A 14,611-nucleotide genomic window follows, 5' to 3' on the forward strand; every position below is an offset into this window, starting at 1 on the left:
CTGACGCGTGATGTTCGGACGCGAGCGGATCGAGTACAAGACCCCGGAGCAGGTGCGGCTCATGCGCCGCGCCGGCCTGGTGGTCGCCGACGCCCTGGCCGCCGTCCGCGCCGAGGTCCGCCCCGGGCTGACCACCGCGGACCTGGACGCCGTCGCCGCGCAGGTCATCCGCGGCGCGGGCGCGACGCCGTCGTTCCTGGGCTACCACGGGTTCCCGGCGACGCTGTGCGTGTCGGTGAACGACGAGATCGTGCACGGCATCCCCGGCCCGCGGGTGCTCGAGCCCGGTGACGTGGTGTCCGTCGACTGCGGCGCGATCGTCGAGGGGTGGCACGGCGACTCGGCGATGACCGTGGTGCTCGACGGCGCCGACCCGGGCGACGTCGAGCTGTCGCGCACGACCGAGAGCGCCATGTGGGCCGGCATCGCCGCGCTCGCCGGCGCGGACCGGCTGGGTGCGGTGGGGGAGGCGGTCGAGGACGTCGTCGACGCCGCCGAGTCCGCCGGGTCGAACGGTGGCGTCCGCTACGGCGTGATCCAGGAGTACGTCGGCCACGGGATCGGCAGCGCGATGCACCAGCCGCCCGAGGTGCTCAACTACCGCACCCGCGACCGTGGCGCCCGGCTGCGGCCCGGCCTGTGCGTGGCGGTCGAGCCGATGCTCGTGCGCGGGGACCGCGGCACGCGCGTGCTCGAGGACGACTGGACCGTGGTGACCGCCGACGGCTCGCGGGCCTCCCACTGGGAGCACTCGGTCGCGGTGCTGGCCGACGGGATCGTCGTGCTGACCGCGCACGACGGCGGCGCCCGGCGTCTGGGCGAGCTCGGCGTCGGCGTCGTCGCGCTGGACGTCTGAGAGGCACCGTCGGCGGTGCGCGACGGGCCCGTGCGGTCCGCAGGCCCGTGCGTGTGCCGTCGGTCACCGTGGTACCGCGGACGGGCCGCGTAGCGTAGGGTAGGACGTTGGGTGTGCGCCTGACGTCAGGACACGCCAAATCCACTGTCGGTCAGCGCGGGGCACCATGCCGTGCCCGGCCGCCGGTGGGCGTCGATGCAACCAGGAGTTAGCGGAGGATATGGCAAAGAAGGACGGTGTCATCGAGATCGAGGGCAGCGTTGTCGAGGCTCTGCCGAACGCGATGTTCCGCGTGGAGCTGGCCAACGGCCACAAGGTGCTCGCTCACATCTCGGGCAAGATGCGTCAGCACTACATCCGGATCCTCCCCGAGGACCGGGTGGTCGTTGAGCTGAGCCCGTACGACCTGTCCCGCGGCCGGATCGTCTACCGCTACAAGTAACCACCACTCGATCATGCCGCCTTCGCTCGCGCCGCCCCCGGTGCGCCGAACGGTCGCGGCGGCGAAGGAACCCGCATGAAGGTCAAGCCCAGCGTCAAGAAGATCTGCGACAAGTGCAAGGTCATCCGCCGGCACGGTCGCGTCATGGTGATCTGCGAGAACCTGCGTCACAAGCAGCGCCAGGGCTGAGCCCCTGACGCTCGAGCAGCCTCGCCCGAGCACCCGGCAGCCGCCCCGTCCCGGGGCACCTGCCACCAGCGCACAGCCACCCCGCCCGATCCCCACCACGGGGAGCGGGCGGTGAACCCCCGGTCGGAGGCCGGGGCCCGCGGACCACGCGGGAAGGCGGTGCGGAAGACCTCCGACGCAGTCCAGGAGTCCTACCGAACATGGCACGTCTTGTCGGAGTAGACCTCCCCCGCGAGAAGCGGCTGGAGATCGCACTCACCTACATCTACGGGGTCGGCCGCACGCGCGCCCAGCAGACGCTGACCGCCACCGGCATCAGCCCCGACGTCCGGGTCCGCGACCTGGGCGACGCCGAGCTGGTCGCGCTCCGCGACTACCTCGAGGGCAACTACAAGCTCGAGGGTGACCTGCGACGCGAGGTCGCCGCGGACATCCGCCGCAAGGTCGAGATCGGCAGCTACGAGGGCATCCGCCACCGCCGTGGCCTCCCGGTGCGCGGCCAGCGCACCAAGACCAACGCGCGTACCCGCAAGGGCCCCAAGCGCACCGTCGCCGGCAAGAAGAAGGCCGGTCGCAAGTAGCCGCACGTCGCCGCGCACGCCGGGTGCCGGTGACCTGAGAGTCACCCACCTGCTGCGGCCGGTGATCGCCGATCGTCCACGACCCGAGAGAGAACAGACATGCCCCCCAAGTCCCGTACCGCCGTGCGCAAGCCGCGCCGCAAGGAGAAGAAGAACGTCTCCCACGGCCAGGCGCACATCAAGAGCACGTTCAACAACACGATCGTCTCGATCACGGACCCGTCCGGCGCCGTGATCGCCTGGGCCTCCTCCGGCCAGGTCGGCTTCAAGGGGTCGCGCAAGTCGACCCCGTTCGCCGCGCAGCTCGCCGCCGAGGCCGCGGCCCGCCGGGCGCAGGAGCACGGCATGAAGAAGGTCGACGTCTTCGTCAAGGGCCCCGGCTCCGGCCGGGAGACCGCGATCCGGTCGCTGCAGGCGACCGGCCTCGAGGTCGGCTCCATCCAGGACGTCACGCCCCAGGCGCACAACGGCTGCCGCCCGCCCAAGCGCCGCCGCGTCTGACCTCTGCCTCGCAGGCGCACCGGGCCGGGCACGACCCGGCCCGGTGCACCCGCGTGCGGACCTCACCGGTCGTCCGGCCCGGTGCGTGCGCACGCAGGACCACAGCAGGCAGGACGAACCACGCTCGCCCCGGTAGACCGAGACCCGGCGGGCCCGTAGTACCGCGGACGCGTCATATGGCGGACGCCCGCTGAGAGGAACCCCCGAAGTGCTCATCGCACAGCGCCCCACCCTGACCGAAGAGGTCGTCAACGAGCGACGCTCGCGGTTCTCCATCGAGCCGCTCGAGCCGGGCTTCGGCTACACGCTCGGCAACTCGCTGCGCCGCACCCTGCTGTCCTCGATCCCGGGTGCCGCCGTCACGTCCATCCGGATCGACGGCGTCCTGCACGAGTTCACCACCGTGCCGGGCGTGAAGGAGGACGTCACCGAGATCATCCTCAACGTCAAGAACCTGGTCGTCTCCTCGGAGAACGACGAGCCCGTCGTGATGTACCTGCGCAAGCAGGGCTCCGGTGTCGTCACCGGCGCGGACATCGTCCCGCCGGCCGGCGTCGAGGTGCACAACCCCGAGCTGCACATCGCCACGCTGAACGAGAAGGGCAAGCTCGAGATCGAGCTGACCGTCGAGCGCGGCCGCGGGTACGTCTCCGCGCAGCAGAACAAGTCCTACGACGCCGAGATCGGCCGCGTCCCGGTCGACTCGATCTACTCGCCCGTCCTCAAGGTGACCTACAAGGTCGAGGCGACGCGTGTCGAGCAGCGCACGGACTTCGACAAGCTGATCGTCGACGTCGAGACGAAGAACGCCATCGCCCCGCGCGACGCGCTCGCCTCGGCCGGCAAGACGCTCGTCGAGCTGTTCGGCCTGGCCCGTGAGCTCAACGTCGAGGCCGAGGGCATCGAGATCGGCCCGTCCCCGACGGACGCCGCTCTCGCGGCGGACCTCGCGCTGCCGGTCGAGGACCTGCAGCTGACGATCCGCTCCTACAACTGCCTCAAGCGTGAGGGCATCCACACCGTGGGTGAGCTCGTGGCCCGCAGCGAGGCCGACCTCCTGGACATCCGCAACTTCGGTGCGAAGTCCATCACCGAGGTCAAGGAGAAGCTGGCCGAGCTGGGCCTGTCCCTCAAGGACAGCCCGCTGGACTTCGACCCGACGCAGGCCGCCGGCTACTACGACGGCGAAGAGGTCGAGTTCACCGAGGACGAGCAGTACTGACGGCGCGGTGACGGCCGCCGCTCGCCGGCGGCCGGTCCACCCATCACTTTGCAACTGAGGAGTCACAACAATGCCCACGCCCACCAAGGGTCCCCGGCTCGGTGGCGGTCCGGCGCACGAGCGGCTGATCCTGGCCAACCTGGCCACCAGCCTGTTCGAGCACAAGCGGATCACCACCACCGAGGCCAAGGCCAAGCGCCTGCGTCCGCTGGCCGAGCGCCTCATCACGTTCGCCAAGCGCGGCGACCTCGCGGCCCGTCGCCGGGTGCTGACCGTGGTCCGGGACAAGGGTGTCGTGCACACCCTCTTCACCGAGATCGCGCCGTCGGTCACGGAGCGTCAGGGCGGGTACACCCGCATCACGAAGATCGGCCCCCGCAAGGGTGACAACGCGCCGATGGCCGTCATCGAGCTGGTCCTCGAGCCGCTCAGCCCGAAGCAGGCCACCGTGCGCGAGGCCGAGGGGGCGACCCGCCGGGCCGCCGCTCCGGCCGCCGCCGCGCCGGTCGAGGTCCCCGCTGCCGACGCCACCACCGACGAGACCGTCGTCGCCGGTGACGCCGAGGTGGTCGAGGACGTCGTCGTCGCCGAGACCGCGGCCGAGGTCGAGACCGTCGACGCCGAGGCGGCCCCGGCCGCCGACGAGACCGCGGCAGCCGACGAGGCTGCCGCTGCCCCCGAGGCCGACAAGGCCTGACCGGGAGCGATCTGGAGGGCCCGGTACCGAGACCACCTCTCGGTACCGGGCCCTTCGTCATACCCGGGACGGGTGCGACGGCCGGGTACCGCGAGCACCACCGACGACGAGCCCGACGGCGGGCAGCGTCGTAAGGTCGCCGCCATGGAAGCCCTCCCGGTCGTCCTGGCTCACGGGGTGCGCTCCTCGGGGACCATGTGGCGCGCGCAGGTCGGCGCGCTCGAGGCGGCCGGCCACCGGGCCGTGGCCGTCGACCTGCCCGGGCACGGCGCGCGCCGCGGCCAGCGGTTCACGCTGGACGGTGCGGTCGACGCGCTCGGCGCGACGATCGACGACCTCGGCGGGCGGGCGCTGGTCGTCGGGCTGTCGCTCGGCGGATACGTCGCGGTCGCGCACGCCGCACGCCGCCCCGAGCAGGTCGCCGGCCTGGTCGCCGCCGCGTGCTGCACGCGGCCGCGCCGGGTCGCCGTCGGCGGATGGGCGCTGCTCGCGCGCGGCATCGGCCTCCTGCCGGACGCGGGCGCCGGGCTCAACCAGCTCATGGTCGACCTCACCCTCGCCGCCGAGGCGGCCGCCGACGTGGCGGCAGGCGGCTTCGCGCTGGACGTCATGGACGACGTGCTGCGCGAGGTGGGCACGCTGCGCCCCGTCGAGGACCTGGCGCGGGTGCAGGCGCCGGTGTGGCTCGTCAACGGGCGGTGGGACCACTTCCGGACCGAGGAGCGACGGTTCCTGCGGGCGTGCCGCGACGGGCGGCTCGTGGTCCTGCGCGGCGCGCGGCACCTCGTCAGCCTGGACGCGCCGGTGGCCTTCAGCCGTGTGCTGCTGGAGGCGCTGGACCACGTGGCGACGCTCGAGGCCGGTGGCCCCGGAGCGGCCGCGGACGAGGGGCGCCGGGCCGGCGGGGCCCGGCCACCGGCCGACGTCCTCACCGCGCCCTGAGGTCCCCCCGCCGCGCACTGGTCGGAGCGAGGCGCGGCCCGGTGGCCGGTCAGCGCGGCGCGCGCAGCGCCCAGGCCCGGACCCCTCCGACGATGCCGGCGGAGTTGGGCACGACGACGACGTCGTCACCGAGCCGGGCGAGGACCTGCGGCGTGAGCCGGCGGGCGTTGCCGCCGCCGAGGTACAGCCGGTCCCACAGGAACACCGGGCGCAGGCCGTCCACGACCCGCCGCATCCGGCGCGACCAGAGCGCGTCCCCGAGCCGGGCGCGCTCCACCTCGCCGATGTAGGTGTCGTAGCTCGTGCCCCAGCGCACCGGCGCGTGGGAGAGCTCGAGGTGGGGCGCGAGGCTGCCGCCGTCGAAGAGCGCCGACCCCAGTCCGGTGCCCACGGTCAGCACGAGCTCCAGCCCGCTGCCGGCGACGACGCCCGCCCCGTGCACCTCCGCGTCGTTGAGGACGAGCGCCGGCACGCCGATCGTGCGCTCCACCGCGGCCTCCATGTCGAAGCCGGCCCAGGCCTCGACGAGCTCGGGCAGCACACGGCTGTGCGGACCGGACCGGGTCACGTAGTGCGGGGTGGCGACCACGACGCCGTGGCGGATCATCCCGGGCATGCCGACGGTGACCCGGTCGGCCGGCGGCAGGCCCGCGGCGATGTCGGCGATCGTGCTCAGCAGCCGTTCGGGCGGCAGGGGGTACGGCGTGGGCACCCGGACCGCCGGTGCGCGCAGCGTGCCGGCGGCGTCGAGCACGGAGGCCTTGATCCCCCCGCCGCCGCAGTCCACGGCCAGCGTGTACGCCGCGACGTGGGCGAGGTGCGGGGCGGCCGGCGCCGGCTCGGTGCCGGCGGCCCGGTCGGCACCGGTCGCCGGGTCGGTGGTCGAGGGAGGGGGGGCGTCGGGCACGCGCCGACGGTACCCGGGACGCGCGGATAGGTTGGCGCGGTGCCCCGGATCCGCCTCGACCTCGCCTACGACGGCACGGACTTCGCCGGCTGGGCCCGGCAGCCTGGTCTGCGGACCGTCCAGGGGACGCTCGAGGACGCGCTGGCCCGGGTGCTGCGGCTGGACCCCGCCCCGCGGGTGACCGTCGCCGGGCGCACCGACGCCGGCGTGCACGCGCGCGGGCAGGTGGCGCACGTGGACCTGCCCGAGGACGCGTGGGCTGCGGTGCCGGGCCGGTCCACGCGCCCGCCCGAGGACGCGCTCCTCGCCCGGTTGACCGGGGTGCTGCCGCGCGACGTCGTCGTGCACCGCACGCGGGTCGCGGCGCCCGGCTTCGACGCCCGGTTCTCCGCGCTGCGCCGGCGCTACGCCTACCGGGTCGCGGACCGGCCGGACCTGCGCGACCCGCTGCGCCGCCACCACGTGCTGTGGCACGCCCGGGCGCTGGACGCCGCCGCGATGCACGCCGCGGCCGTCGACCTCGTCGGGCACCACGACTTCGCGGCGTACTGCAAGCCGCGCGAGGGTGCGACGACGATCCGGACGCTGGAGGTGTTCGACTGGGAGCGGCCGACCGGGGGGCCGGACGCCGGGCTCGTGGTCGCCACGGTCCAGGCCGACGCGTTCTGCCACAGCATGGTCCGCGCCCTGGTGGGCGCCTCGATCGCGGTGGGGGAGGGCCGGCGCCCCGTGGACTGGCCCGCGGGTCTGCTCGCCGGACGCCGGCGCGACCCGGGCGGTGCGGTCGTGCCGCCGCACGGCCTCACGCTCGAGGAGGTCGCCTACCCCGACGACGCCGAGCTCGAGGCGCGTGCGCGCCAGACGCGCGCCGTCCGGGTCGCGCCGGGGCCCCGCTGAGGGTCCGGCCGGCGGTCCGCCCGGTCAGTCGAGGCAGAGGGTCGTGACCTCCACGATGCCGAGGACCTGAGCCCCGTAGAGGCTGGCGAACAGGTCGGCGTCGGCACGGGTCGTGAAGTGCACGGACCGCACCACGGCCTCGGGCGGGAGGCCCAGCGCGTCCGGCGCCTCGACGTCGCAGGCCAGGTTCCCCTCGCTCGCGACGTACCCCATCTCCTCCAGGCGCGTGCCGGACTGCACCCACGCGGGGTCGTCCGGTGACGACTGCACCGCCAGGTAGACGCCCCATGCCGTGCCGCCGTGGGTCGGCTCGGCGAGTGGTGGCGGGGTCGGTGCCGCCGGGGGCGCCGCTGTCGCCGTGGGCGTCGCGGTGGGGGCGGGGGTCGGGGTCGGGGTGGCGCTCGGGGTCGCGGTCGGCGTGGCGGGGGCCGACGCGGTCGGGACCGCCGCCGAGGTGGACGGCGAGCCCGGTGCGGCGTCGTCCCGCGAGCACCCCACCAGCAGGCCGACCACCGCGGCGGCGCCCGCCACGGCCGTCACCGCGCGTCGCGTTCCGGCGCGCCGGGTGGCGTGCGCCGTGCGGGAGCGGGTCGTCGCGGCGGCGGGCCGGTGCGGGTCTGTGCCACCGCCCATCAGAGCGTGGGGTCCTCGACGATCCGGACGGCGGCCTCCTCGGCGCTCGCGCCACCACCGGCGATCCCGGCGTCGGTCGCGAACATGTCCGTCCCGCCGCTCTCGACGGCGTCGCCGTCCGCCACGAGCCGGCCGGCGCGGTCGAGCTGGGTGGCGCCCTTCTCCGGGGCGTCCCAGATCTCCGGCTCCTCCTGGGCGATGCGCTGGTCGAGGGTCTCCCCGCGCGACTCCTCCCAGGCGGTCTCCCCGAAGTGGCCGCTCGGGTCGCGGTCCGGCGGGATGAACGCGGCGTCGAGCATCTCGTCGACGTCGGCCCCCGACATCGAGTCCTCGCCCTGGATCTGGTTGCTGTCGCCCTCGCTGCCGAGGGCGGCGTCGGTGCTGGTCGCTGGGGTGTCGTCCATGGTGCTCATGGGCTCCACCGTTCCACCGGGCCCGGCACTTCGCCACGGGAGCGACGGCGCGCGCTCGTGCTCCACCGGGCGGTGACCCGGCGCAATGGTGTGGTCCGGTCCGCGGCCGGTCGCGCAGACTGTCGGGGTGGGACACGTCGACATCAGCTCCGTCAGCTACTACCTCCCCGACGGGCGTCCGCTGCTCGACGAGGTGGACCTGCGCGTCGGGGACGGGGCCAAGGTCGCGCTCGTCGGGCCGAACGGCGCCGGCAAGACGACCCTGCTGCGGATCGTCGCCGGGGACACCGAGCCGCACGGGGGCACGGTCGCGCGCAGCGGCGGGCTGGCGGTCATGCGCCAGTTCGTCGGCCGCATCGACGACGACCGCTCCGTCCGCGACCTGCTCGCGTCCCTGGCCCCCCGGGCGGTCCGTGACGCCGCCGCCGAGCTCGCCGCCGCGGAGCTGGCGATCATGGAGGTCGACGACGAGCCCGCCCAGATGCGGTACGCGACCGCGCTGGTGGACTGGGCCGACGTCGGCGGCTACGAGGCCGAGGCCGGCTGGGACCAGGTGACCGACACCGTGCTGTCCGTGCCGTTCGACCGTGCGCAGTTCCGCGAGGTCCGCACGCTCTCCGGCGGGGAGCAGAAGCGGCTCGTCCTGGAGGCGCTGCTGCGCGGCCCGGAGGAGGTGCTGCTGCTCGACGAGCCGGACAACTACCTCGACGTGCCGACCAAGCGGTGGCTCGAGGGCGAGCTCGCGGGCACGGCCAAGACCGTCCTGTTCGTCAGCCACGACCGCGAGCTGCTGTCGCGGACCGCCACCCAGATCGCCAGCGTCGAGCCGACGCCGGCCGGGTCGACGGTCTGGGTGCACGGCGCGGGGTTCGCCACCTACCACCAGGCGCGCGAGGACCGGCGCGACCGCCTCGAGGAGCTGCTGCGGCGCTGGGAGGAGCAGCACACCAAGCTCAAGGAGCTCGTGTTCACCCTGAAGAACAAGGCGGCGTTCAACGACGGGCTCGCCTCGCGCTACCAGGCCGCCCAGACCCGGCTGCGCAAGTTCGAGGAGGCCGGACCTCCGCAGGTGCTCGCGCGCGAGCAGAACGTGCGGGTCCGGCTCACCGGCGGCCGCACGGCGAAGCGGGCGGTCGTCGCCACGGGGCTGGAGCTCACCGGGCTCATGAAGCCGTTCGACCTCGAGGTGTGGTTCGGCGAGCGGGTCGCCGTCCTGGGGTCCAACGGGTCGGGCAAGTCGCACTTCCTGCGGCTGCTCGCCGCGGGCGGCTCGGACCCGGACCGGGAGCACGAGCCGGTGGACGACGTCGTCGTGGCGCCGGTGGCGCACACCGGTCGGGTCGTCCTGGGGTCCCGGGTGCGGCCGGGGTGGTTCGCGCAGAACCACACCCACCCCGAGCTGGCCGGGCGCACGCTGCTGGAGATCCTGCACCGCGGCGACGCCCGTCGCTCCGGCATCGGGCGCGAGGCCGCGAGCAAGGCGCTGGACCGCTACGAGCTGGTTGCGGCCGCCGAGCAGGCGTACGACACGCTGTCCGGCGGCCAGCAGGCGCGGTTCCAGATCCTCCTGCTCGAGCTCGGCGGTGCCACCCTGCTGCTGCTCGACGAGCCGACCGACAACCTCGACCTGCACTCGGCCGAGGCGCTGGAGGCCGGGCTCGCGGCGTTCGAGGGGACGGTCCTGGCCGTGACGCACGACCGCTGGTTCGCGCGCGGCTTCGACCGGTTCCTGCTGTTCGGCGCGGACGGGGAGGTCGTGGAGACGCCGGAGCCGGTGTGGGACGCCACCCGCGTCCGCCGGAGCCGCTGACCGACCGCCCCTCCTCGGCGCGTCGCGTTGACCGGACGGGTGTGACGCACCGCGTTTTGACCCTCCCGGCGGCGTGCGGCTACTCTGGTGTGTCGTTGTGCGTCCCGTCGCGGACCGGTGCTCCCACTTGCCGGCTCCCTGGAGCGGATGCGCACGCACCAGCCATCATCGGTCGCTCGCCCATGCGAGCGCGCCGGAGACTCCATTCAGCTACAGGAACGAAGGCCTACGACCGTGCGCACGTACACCCCGAAGCCTGGCGACGTCGAGCGGACCTGGCACGTCATCGATGCAACCGATGTCGTCCTCGGCCGGCTGGCCACGCAGGTCGCCACCCTGCTGCGCGGCAAGCACAAGGCGACCTTCGCCCCGCACATGGACAACGGTGACTTCGTCATCGTCATCAACGCGGAGAAGGTCGCGCTGACCGGCAACAAGCGGCAGACGAAGCTCGCCTACCGGCACTCCGGCTACCCGGGCGGTCTGCGCTCCGTGACGTACGCCGAGCTCCTCGAGAAGCGCCCGGAGCGCGCCATCGAGAAGGCCGTGCGCGGCATGCTCCCGAAGAACTCGCTCGCCGCCCAGCAGCTGAGCAAGCTCAAGGTCTACACCGGGTCCGAGCACCCGCACACGGCCCAGCAGCCGCAGCCCTTCGAGATCACCCAGGTCTCGCAGCAGGCCTGAGCCGCTGCTGAGCTCCACGGGCACCCCACCAGCACCGCACACACAGGACGCGAGGACACCACCAGTGGCCGAGACCACGGTCGACATCGACTTCGAGGGCGACGACACGCCCACCAGCTACACCTCCGAGACGGCGGCCCCCACCGGCCGCGGCCAGAGCATCACCGCCCCGGGCAACGCCCTGGGTCGCCGCAAGGAGGCCGTGGCGCGCGTGCGCCTCGTCCCCGGCACCGGCACCTGGAAGGTCAACGGGCGCACGCTCGAGGACTACTTCCCGAACAAGGTGCACCAGCAGCTGGTGAACTCCCCGCTGAAGCTGGTCGACGTCGAGGGCCGCTTCGACGTCATCGCCCGCATCACCGGTGGCGGCGTGTCCGGCCAGGCCGGTGCACTGCGCCTGGGCATCGCCCGCGCCCTCAACCTGATCGACGAGGAGCACAACCGCCCGGCGCTGAAGAAGGCCGGCTTCCTGACCCGCGACGCCCGCGTCGTCGAGCGCAAGAAGGCCGGTCTGAAGAAGGCTCGCAAGGCCCCGCAGTACTCCAAGCGCTGATCCGTCCGCGCTGACCGACGGCCCCGATGGCATGACCATCGGGGCCGTCGTCGTACCCTGCGGCTGCGGGTGAGGCGCCGGGTCGGCCCGGCGCGCGACCGACCTGACCTCCATCGCACCGCACCGCCACAGCACTCGAGGAGCACACATGGCCCGCCTGTTCGGCACCGACGGCGTCCGGGGGCTCGCCAACCGTGACCTGACCGCCGAGCTCGCCCTGGACCTGTCCGTCGCGGCGGCGCACGTGCTCGCCTCCATCGGCGCGTTCGACGACCACCGGCCCCGCGCCGTCATCGGCCGCGACCCGCGCGCGTCGGGGGAGTTCCTGTCCGCGGCGACCATCGCGGGGCTGGCGAGCGCCGGCGTCGACGTGATCAACGTGGGCGTGCTGCCCACGCCGGCCGTGGCCTACCTCACCGGCAAGCTGGGGGCCGACCTCGGCGTGGTGCTCTCCGCGTCGCACAACCCCATGCCGGACAACGGCATCAAGTTCTTCACGCGCGGCGGGGTCAAGCTCGACGACGTCATCGAGGACGCGATCGAGTCCCGCCTGCGCGAGCCGTGGGACCGGCCCACCGGTGCTGCCGTCGGCCGCGTCAAGATGGACACCGGCCGGGCCGGGGACGAGTACGTCGACCACCTCGTCGCCACGATCGCCGCCCCCCTCGACGGTCTGCGCATCGCCGTCGACTGCGCGAACGGGGCCGCCAGCGAGGTCGGGCCGCAGGCGCTGCGGGCGGCCGGCGCGGACGTCGTCGTCATCAACGGCTCGCCGGACGGCCGCAACATCAACGAGAAGTGCGGCTCGACGCACCCCGAGCAGCTCCAGGCCGTGACGGTCGCGTCCGGCGCCGACCTCGGCGTCGCGTTCGACGGCGACGCCGACCGGTGCCTGGCCGTGGACCACACCGGTGCGCTGGTCGACGGGGACCAGATCATGGGCGTCCTGGCGATCGCGATGCGCGACGCCGGGCTGCTCGCCCAGGACACCCTCGTCGCCACCGTGATGAGCAACCTCGGGCTGAAGATCGCGATGACCTCCGCCGGGATCACGGTCCGGGAGACCGGGGTCGGTGACCGCTACGTGCTGGAGGAGATGCGCGCGGGCGGCTACAGCCTCGGTGGCGAGCAGTCCGGTCACGTGATCATGGCGGCGCACGCGACGACCGGTGACGGCGTGCTGACGGCGCTGCAGCTCGCCTCCCGTGTCGCGGGCACCGGGCAGAAGCTGTCCGAGCTCGCGGGCGTCGTGCAGCGTCTGCCGCAGGTCCTGCTCAACGTGCCGGACGTGGACAAGTCCCGCTCCTCCACCGACGAGGGCCTGCTCGCGGCGGTCGCGAGCGCCGAGCGGGAGCTCGGGGACGGCGGCCGGGTGCTGCTGCGCTCGTCCGGCACCGAGCCGCTCGTGCGGGTGATGGTCGAGGCGACCAGCCTGGAGGACGCCGAGCGGATCGCCGGCGACCTGGCCGGGGTGGTGCGCCGGCAGCTGGCGCTGTGAGCCGGGGGAGGCGCTGCGAGCGCAGCGAGCAGGGCACCGCCGGCGAACCGACGGCGCTGTGAGCCGGGGGAGGCGCTGCGAGCGCAGCGAGCAGGGCACCGCCGGCGAACCGATGGCGCTGTGAGCGGCGGCCCCGGCTCGGAGGACGTGCCGGCCCCGACCGTCGCGGAGCTGGTCGAGCGGGTCCTGGACGGGCCCGACCCCGCGCGGATCGTGCAGGCCGGTCACCCCGTGCTGCGCACACCGGCCCAGCGCTACGACGGCGGGCTGGACGACGAGACGTTCGGCGAGCTGCTGGCCCTCATGCGCCGGACGATGCACGCGGCCCCGGGTGTCGGGCTGGCGGCGCCGCAGATCGGGATCCCGCTCGCGATCGCCGTCGTGGAGGACCCCGGGGCCCTGGACCCGGACGTGCTGCGCGTGCGCGAGCGCCCGCCGCTGGCGTACCGGGTGCTCGTGAACCCGCGCTACGCCCCGGTCGACGACGAGCGGGTGTCCTTCTACGAGGGCTGCCTGAGCGTGCGCGGCTGGCAGGCGGTCGTCCCGCGGTACCGCCGGGTGCGGCTGACCGGCCAGGACGAGACGGGACGCGAGCTCGACGAGGTGGTGTCCGGCTGGCCTGCCCGCATCGTGCAGCACGAGACCGACCACCTGGACGGCACGCTGTACGTCGACCGCGCGGTCACCCGCTCGCTCGTGACCGACACGGGCCTCGGTGCGGCGCTGGCGTCCGAGCCGGCGCCGACGACGGCGGCCCGCGTGCTGGGCTTCCCGCCCGCCTGAGGCGGCTCGGTCCCGGCCGCGCGAGGACGAGGTGCCTCGTCCGTGGGGACCACGGCGGGTCCTCGTGCCTCCACCCGCAGACGGACGACGGCCGCCGTCGCGCGGGACAGGATCGTGGGGTCGGGACCCGGTGGATGAACTTCTCGGGTACCGGGGACCAACCAGGGAAAACCCTGATGACTCGGGGATGCCCGCCTCCCTAGGCTGGTCGGACGGCGCAGGGGGACACGCCCCTGCTGCCGGCGGCGACCGGGCCCCACGACCACAGGAGCTGATGACACGTGCTGGAGGATTGGGTCCTCGCGCTCGCGGCGTCGCCCCTGGTCTATGCGGCCCTCTACCTGTTCGCGACGATCGACGGGTTCTTCCCCCCGATCCCCAGCGAGTCCGTGGTCATCGCGCTCGCCGCCGTGGCGATGTCGACCGGCGCCCCGGACCTCTGGCTGCTGCTCGCGGTCGCCGCGGCCGGGGCGTTCACCGGTGACCAGATCGCCTACGCGATCGGGCGGCGGGTCCCCGTGCGCCGGACCCGCCTGCTACGCCGCCCGCGGGCGCAGCGGACCCTGGACTGGGCGGAGCGGGCGCTGGCGAACCGCGGGGCTTCCTTCATCATCGGCGCCCGGTACATCCCGGTGGGTCGGGTGGCGGTCAACATGACCGCCGGTGCCGTCGGGTTCTCGCGGCGGCGGTTCGTGGGGCTGACCGCGCTCGCGGCGGCGTCCTGGGCGGTCTACTCCGTCGTGATCGGCGTCGGAGCGGGCTTCTGGCTGCACGACCGGCCGCTGGTCGCCGTCGCCGTCGGCGTCGTGGCCGGGACGCTCATCGGCTTCGGTGTCGACGCGGTGCTGAGCCGGGTGCAGGGCCGCCCGCGGGCGCGGGACCTGGGCGCCGCACCCGCACCCGCCCCCGAGCGGGAGCCCGAGCCGGACCCCGAGCCCGTCGCCGTACCCGCACAGCCGCAGGCCGCGCGCGACCGGCACGTGCGCGACGGCGTCCTGCCCGT

At 74.1% G+C, this 14,611-nt stretch carries 18 protein-coding genes; 15 read left to right on the forward strand and 3 right to left on the reverse strand.

Going from position 1 to position 14,611, the window contains the following annotated elements:
• The first annotated feature begins 10 nt into the window (after positions 1 to 10).
• The 8 genes from map (at position 11) to CAE01nite_RS03200 (ending at position 5,430) form a co-directional block, all read left to right on the forward strand.
• Positions 11 to 856, forward strand: coding sequence for a type I methionyl aminopeptidase (gene map / locus CAE01nite_RS03165; protein WP_146899682.1), 846 nt, complete (start codon positions 11 to 13; stop codon positions 854 to 856).
• A gap of 220 nt (positions 857 to 1,076) precedes the next feature.
• Positions 1,077 to 1,298 (forward strand): translation initiation factor IF-1, encoded by a 222-nt coding sequence (gene infA, locus CAE01nite_RS03170; protein ID WP_012867920.1) that lies wholly within the window; start codon positions 1,077 to 1,079, stop codon positions 1,296 to 1,298.
• A 75-nt stretch (positions 1,299 to 1,373) separates the two neighbouring features.
• A complete protein-coding gene (gene rpmJ, locus CAE01nite_RS03175) occupies positions 1,374 to 1,487 on the forward strand; it encodes a 50S ribosomal protein L36 (protein ID WP_009740505.1) in 114 nt (37 codons plus the stop codon).
• A gap of 200 nt (positions 1,488 to 1,687) precedes the next feature.
• Positions 1,688 to 2,068 (forward strand): 30S ribosomal protein S13, encoded by a 381-nt coding sequence (gene rpsM / locus CAE01nite_RS03180; protein WP_146899685.1) that lies wholly within the window; start codon positions 1,688 to 1,690, stop codon positions 2,066 to 2,068.
• A gap of 99 nt (positions 2,069 to 2,167) precedes the next feature.
• A complete protein-coding gene (rpsK, locus tag CAE01nite_RS03185) occupies positions 2,168 to 2,569 on the forward strand; it encodes a 30S ribosomal protein S11 (RefSeq protein ID WP_034625818.1) in 402 nt (133 codons plus the stop codon).
• 208 nt (positions 2,570 to 2,777) lie between these two features.
• Positions 2,778 to 3,791: a DNA-directed RNA polymerase subunit alpha gene (locus CAE01nite_RS03190; RefSeq protein ID WP_146899688.1), complete on the forward strand. Its 1,014-nt coding sequence runs from the start codon at positions 2,778 to 2,780 to the stop codon at positions 3,789 to 3,791.
• Between the two features lie 70 nt (positions 3,792 to 3,861).
• Positions 3,862 to 4,488, forward strand: a complete 627-nt coding sequence (gene rplQ, locus CAE01nite_RS03195; protein ID WP_146899690.1) for a 50S ribosomal protein L17 — start codon at positions 3,862 to 3,864, stop codon at positions 4,486 to 4,488.
• Between the two features lie 144 nt (positions 4,489 to 4,632).
• The gene (locus CAE01nite_RS03200) at positions 4,633 to 5,430 is read left to right on the forward strand and encodes an alpha/beta fold hydrolase (RefSeq protein ID WP_146899693.1); all 798 of its coding nucleotides are present in this window, start codon (positions 4,633 to 4,635) and stop codon (positions 5,428 to 5,430) included.
• 49 nt (positions 5,431 to 5,479) lie between these two features.
• On the opposite strand, the gene CAE01nite_RS03205 is transcribed toward CAE01nite_RS03200, so the two are convergent.
• Positions 5,480 to 6,223, reverse strand: coding sequence for an ROK family protein (locus tag CAE01nite_RS03205; protein WP_146899910.1), 744 nt, complete (start codon positions 6,221 to 6,223; stop codon positions 5,480 to 5,482).
• Between the two features lie 153 nt (positions 6,224 to 6,376).
• Between CAE01nite_RS03205 and truA the strand changes: the two genes are divergently transcribed.
• A complete protein-coding gene (gene truA / locus CAE01nite_RS03210) occupies positions 6,377 to 7,234 on the forward strand; it encodes a tRNA pseudouridine(38-40) synthase TruA (RefSeq protein WP_146899695.1) in 858 nt (285 codons plus the stop codon).
• Between the two features lie 24 nt (positions 7,235 to 7,258).
• Here truA and CAE01nite_RS03215 read toward each other — a convergent pair whose 3' ends face one another.
• Together CAE01nite_RS03215 and CAE01nite_RS03220 are read right to left on the reverse strand one after the other, a co-directional pair.
• A complete protein-coding gene (locus CAE01nite_RS03215) occupies positions 7,259 to 7,765 on the reverse strand; it encodes a hypothetical protein (RefSeq protein WP_146899698.1) in 507 nt (168 codons plus the stop codon).
• A gap of 101 nt (positions 7,766 to 7,866) precedes the next feature.
• Entirely contained in the window at positions 7,867 to 8,280 is a 414-nt protein-coding gene (locus CAE01nite_RS03220; RefSeq protein ID WP_246130957.1) for a DUF5709 domain-containing protein, read from the reverse strand.
• Positions 8,281 to 8,407: 127 nt separating this feature from the next.
• On the opposite strand from CAE01nite_RS03220, the gene CAE01nite_RS03225 reads away from it, so the two are divergent.
• The 6 genes from CAE01nite_RS03225 to CAE01nite_RS03250 form a co-directional block, all read left to right on the forward strand.
• Positions 8,408 to 10,090, forward strand: a complete 1,683-nt coding sequence (locus CAE01nite_RS03225) for an ATP-binding cassette domain-containing protein (RefSeq protein WP_146899701.1) — start codon at positions 8,408 to 8,410, stop codon at positions 10,088 to 10,090.
• Positions 10,091 to 10,324: 234 nt separating this feature from the next.
• Positions 10,325 to 10,774, forward strand: coding sequence for a 50S ribosomal protein L13 (gene rplM / locus CAE01nite_RS03230; RefSeq protein WP_146899704.1), 450 nt, complete (start codon positions 10,325 to 10,327; stop codon positions 10,772 to 10,774).
• A gap of 64 nt (positions 10,775 to 10,838) precedes the next feature.
• Entirely contained in the window at positions 10,839 to 11,327 is a 489-nt protein-coding gene (gene rpsI, locus CAE01nite_RS03235) for a 30S ribosomal protein S9 (RefSeq protein WP_146899707.1), read from the forward strand.
• A gap of 148 nt (positions 11,328 to 11,475) precedes the next feature.
• On the forward strand, positions 11,476 to 12,825 hold the full coding sequence (gene glmM / locus CAE01nite_RS03240; protein WP_146899710.1) for a phosphoglucosamine mutase: 1,350 nt from the start codon (positions 11,476 to 11,478) through the stop codon (positions 12,823 to 12,825).
• 120 nt (positions 12,826 to 12,945) lie between these two features.
• Complete coding sequence (locus CAE01nite_RS03245; protein WP_371862880.1) at positions 12,946 to 13,608, forward strand: peptide deformylase; 663 nt, start codon at positions 12,946 to 12,948, stop codon at positions 13,606 to 13,608.
• 281 nt (positions 13,609 to 13,889) lie between these two features.
• On the forward strand, positions 13,890 to 14,611 hold a 722-nt coding region (locus CAE01nite_RS03250), incomplete at its 3' end, for a DedA family protein (RefSeq protein ID WP_246130958.1).

The sequence above is a fragment of the Cellulomonas aerilata genome (assembly GCF_007991755.1).
Lineage (GTDB): Bacteria > Actinomycetota > Actinomycetes > Actinomycetales > Cellulomonadaceae > Pengzhenrongella > Pengzhenrongella aerilata.

Coding starts and splice junctions, on each gene's coding strand:
- map (WP_146899682.1), top strand. CDS start 11: ATGTTCGGACGCGAGCGGATCGAGTACAAGACCCCGGAGCAGGTGCGG.
- infA (WP_012867920.1), top strand. CDS start 1,077: ATGGCAAAGAAGGACGGTGTCATCGAGATCGAGGGCAGCGTTGTCGAG.
- rpmJ (WP_009740505.1), top strand. CDS start 1,374: ATGAAGGTCAAGCCCAGCGTCAAGAAGATCTGCGACAAGTGCAAGGTC.
- rpsM (WP_146899685.1), top strand. CDS start 1,688: ATGGCACGTCTTGTCGGAGTAGACCTCCCCCGCGAGAAGCGGCTGGAG.
- rpsK (WP_034625818.1), top strand. CDS start 2,168: ATGCCCCCCAAGTCCCGTACCGCCGTGCGCAAGCCGCGCCGCAAGGAG.
- rplQ (WP_146899690.1), top strand. CDS start 3,862: ATGCCCACGCCCACCAAGGGTCCCCGGCTCGGTGGCGGTCCGGCGCAC.
- CAE01nite_RS03200 (WP_146899693.1), top strand. CDS start 4,633: ATGGAAGCCCTCCCGGTCGTCCTGGCTCACGGGGTGCGCTCCTCGGGG.
- CAE01nite_RS03220 (WP_246130957.1), bottom strand. CDS start 8,280: ATGAGCACCATGGACGACACCCCAGCGACCAGCACCGACGCCGCCCTC.
- glmM (WP_146899710.1), top strand. CDS start 11,476: ATGGCCCGCCTGTTCGGCACCGACGGCGTCCGGGGGCTCGCCAACCGT.